This is a genomic window from Chthonomonas sp. (assembly GCF_035294505.1).
Lineage (GTDB): Bacteria > Armatimonadota > Chthonomonadetes > Chthonomonadales > Chthonomonadaceae > Chthonomonas.
Genome location: NZ_DATGKU010000180.1, coordinates 1 through 3,745, shown reverse-complemented (window position 1 = coordinate 3,745; position 3,745 = coordinate 1). Strand labels below are relative to the sequence as shown.

Here is a 3,745-nt window from a genome sequence, read left to right as displayed (position 1 = left end):
GCGGCCTGGCTGCACCTGTGGCTGGCCCAGACCGCTTTAGGTCAAGACCAGCATCCCCAAGCCGCTCTTGAGGAGTTGGCGTGGGTAAGGCATTTCGCCCAACCCACCTGGTCGGTCTACGGCTTGGCCCTCTACGACACCGGTTTGGCCTTGTATGAGGAGGGGCGCTATGCGGAGGCGGCCGCGCTGTTTCATCGGTTGGTGGCGGGCAAGCCGGCTTTGCATGGGGTTGACCTTCGAGATGCGGCGTTGTTGTATCGAGAGTGTCGGGCCTGTTATGGGTACCATGCCTCCCATGCCAAGGCGGGGATACCGGAGCCGGCGTATTTGGACCCGTGGTGTGGGGCATCGGGATTGGCGCTCTGCTTTGGACGTTGGGGCTTGCCCACCTCCAAGGCGTATGTGGCCAAGGTGTGTAAGGTAACGGGTCGGGGAAGCAGTTTGGCGGACTTGGTGGCGGGGGCGCGTCGGGTAGGGCTGCACGCCTACCCGTTGGCGGTGCATACGGAGCAGGTGCTTATGGCGTTGCCCAAGCCGTTGATCGCCTTTGTGGAGCACGACCATTTTATCGGGGTGGTAGGAGCGGACAAGCGAGGGGTAGAGTATGTGTGCTCCGACTGCGGCCCCTGGCCTGGGGGCAAGGTGCATGTAAGTTGGAAGCAGTGGGCTTTGTTGGAGCCTTCGGCCTATTTGGCGGTGGTGCGTCCTGGGAGTGCGCAAGAGGTGGGGTTGTTGGCGTTGTTGGAGGGGCGTGTGGAGGTGGCCTCTCGGTATTTAGGGAGGGTTTGGCAGTCCTCTCCACCTCCTCCTGGAGGTGGGGGGAGCGGTGGGGCCAACCCCATCAACCCCAACGGGACGTTACGGTGTGGGTACTCTCCGGCCTCGCCCCAGCCGCCTTGTGACTGCAATACCCCGCAGCATCCGGGGAGCGGGCAGGCGGGGCCGGTAGGGGCCGGGGGGCGTCCTCCGGTACAGGCGATGGCGTTAGGAGGGCCTTCGCAGAACGACCCGGTGGATTTGGCCACCGGGGAGGAGGAGTACGGCCCGGAGGAAGATTTGCGGGTGTACAACCCCGTGGGGCCTTCGGTGGTGTGGGCGCGGGAGTATGAGAGCTTGCGGGGTTACGACCCCACGTACGAGTACGACGATTTCGGATACGGTTGGACACAGAGCTACAACCTGGGGGTGTATGACCCCTCCACCCGGCTTAACCCGCAGTTGGTGGCAGGGCAGTCGGGGCAGATAGGGCTATCGGGTTCGGATGCGCCGGCATCGGGTTTGCAGTGGGACATCGTGTATCAGGGGAAGACGGTGGCCAGTTCCTCTAGCCCCAACGGGTGGAGCGTGAGCTTTGGGTATGGGATGGCCTCTGTTGGGGTGCCCTCCAGTGCGGCGGGAGGCATCAACTATGAACTGCGCACGCTGCAGTCGCCTCCGTATGGGGGTGGGTCGGCGACGGCTTTTTCGGGCTATTTCGACGTGTTGGTGCCGGGTTCTATCCCTCAGGGGATGACGGTGACCCAGACGCTGACGGGCAGCGACCACCCGGCCTCCGGCTTACAGTGGGATATTCTGCTTAACGGGCAGACGGTAGCGACCTCTTCGGCCCCTAACGGGTGGCAGGTAGCTTTTGTCAACTATGCGACCATTTCGTTGACGGTCTCTCCATATGCGGTGGTGGGCGGGGGGTACGAGGTTCGCACCAACATTCCGGCTTCTGGGGCGAGTTCGGCCTTCTTTAGCGTGGTGGCGACCCATGCGCAGCCTTCGGCGGGGACGAAGTATCTGTACTTCCCCAACGGCAGTCGGATACGCCTCAGCGCGCCCTCGGTGCCTACGGCCTCCAATCCGGTGGTGGTGTGCCAGGTGGAGGCAGGGCATGCTTACCTGGTGAGTTGGGTGTACGACACCAACTCCCCCTTTGGGCACTATGTTATCGAGGATGGGGGTCGCACGCAGTGGGTGACCACAGGGCCTGCGGCGATAGGCTCTGGTTATGGCTGGTACTGCACGGTACTCTCTCAGGAGATAGACCCCAGTGGGAATGCCATTAACTTTGTGTACAGCGGTTATGGGCCGTCGGGGTTTCCGCTGTTAAGTGCCATAACGGATAAGAACAACCAGGTGTTGCTGAGCATCACCCGCCAGAACAACGGAACGGGCAACATCTGGTATGTGAGCGACCGTTATGGGCGCAGCGTGTACTATCATGAGAGCTACTATGCCAGCCAGAACGTGCCTGCGGGGAACCCTCAGGGCTGGATGGAGTTAGACCATGTGTCGCAGATAGTGAGCAGCGGCAGCGGCAACCCACCGGATAAAGAGGTGTATGGGTATGCCAACTTTAGCGACGGGGAGGGGAGCGAGACGGTGGCATTTCTGCACACCATCAGTGTGCCCTCCCCGACGGGCAGCGGCATGAGCACGGCGACGATCACCTATTCGAGTTTAGGCTCGGTGTCGAGTTTGGTGGATGCCAACGGCAACACCACCACGTTTTCTGCGGTGGACGGCAGCCACAGTAAAGTGGTGGTGACGAACGCTTCGGGTACGGTGGTGGCCTCGTATGTGGCGGGATTTGACAACCACATGAGCCAGACGAGCCTGACCAACGGGAGCGGGGTGGTGGTGTGGAACGCGGTGTATGCCGACCCCAACGACCCGCTGCGTCCCTCGGAGGTTCAGGATGGGAACGGGTATGCCACAGGGGGCGCCAACGGGAAGGGGACGTGGCTGTATACCTGGGATGTGTATGGGAACTGTTTGAGTGCGACCAACCCCTACGGCACGGTGACGAGTTACACCTACAGCTACACCAACTTCGGCTTAGGGGAGTTGGTGAAGATACAGGAGGGGAACAAGGGGCCGATAACGCTGAGTTATGCGGAGCCGAGTGGGTATATCACGGGGATAACGACCTCGGCTCCGGGGAGCGTTGGTGGGGGTTCGAGGGTGAGCTATAGCTTTAGCTACGATGCGTTGGGGAACCTGGTGAAGGAGGTAGGGCCGGGGAACAATGCGACGGCGACAGAGGTGAAGACGTTTAACTACACCTCCGATCCCACCTACAACTACAGCCAGGCGGAAGGGCTGCATGAGCCGTTGACGGTGACGGACACTTTGGGTCATGTGACGCACTTTCGCTATGATGCGCGAGGGAACCGCATAGCGGAGATAGATGCCTTAGGCAACGAGACGGATATAAGTTACAACTTGGCCGACCAGTTGGTGCAGATTCTGTTTCCGGCATCGGGGATGACGGGCAGCGGCAGAGCGTCTTTGGTGAACGTGTATTTGTATGTGGGAGGGTTAAAGAGCGCGGAGCAGCAGTACAACGAGAGCGGGGTATTGGTGTGGCAGGTCAGCTACAGCTACGGGCCGGAAGGAGAGGTGCGGAGCCGAAGCGGGAGCACACAGCCGGTACAGCAGAGCTACGATGGGGCGTATCGTTTGGTGGGGGTGACAGACGGAAACGGGCACACGACGCAGTTTGTGTATAACGCCTCCGGGTATCTGGCAAAGGTGGTCTATCCGAATGCGAACGGCCCGTACGACACGGTTCAGTTAACGAGTTACGATGCGGATGGGAACGTGTTGCAGCGGATAGACGGTCGGGGGATTACGACGAACTACAGCTACACCGATCCGGAAAGCCACCTCACGGACGTGCAGTATCCGGCGGATGCGGGCCGCAACGTGCACTTAAGTTGGGATGGGTATGGTCGTTTGGTGGGGATGACGGATG

Annotated in this window: 1 protein-coding gene; it reads left to right on the top strand. The window is 60.9% G+C overall.

All coding sequences use genetic code 11. The annotated features are described in order from the left end of the window. On the top strand, window positions 1-3,745 hold a 3,745-nt coding region (locus tag VKV18_RS11010; RefSeq protein WP_324204253.1), incomplete at both ends, for a cysteine peptidase family C39 domain-containing protein.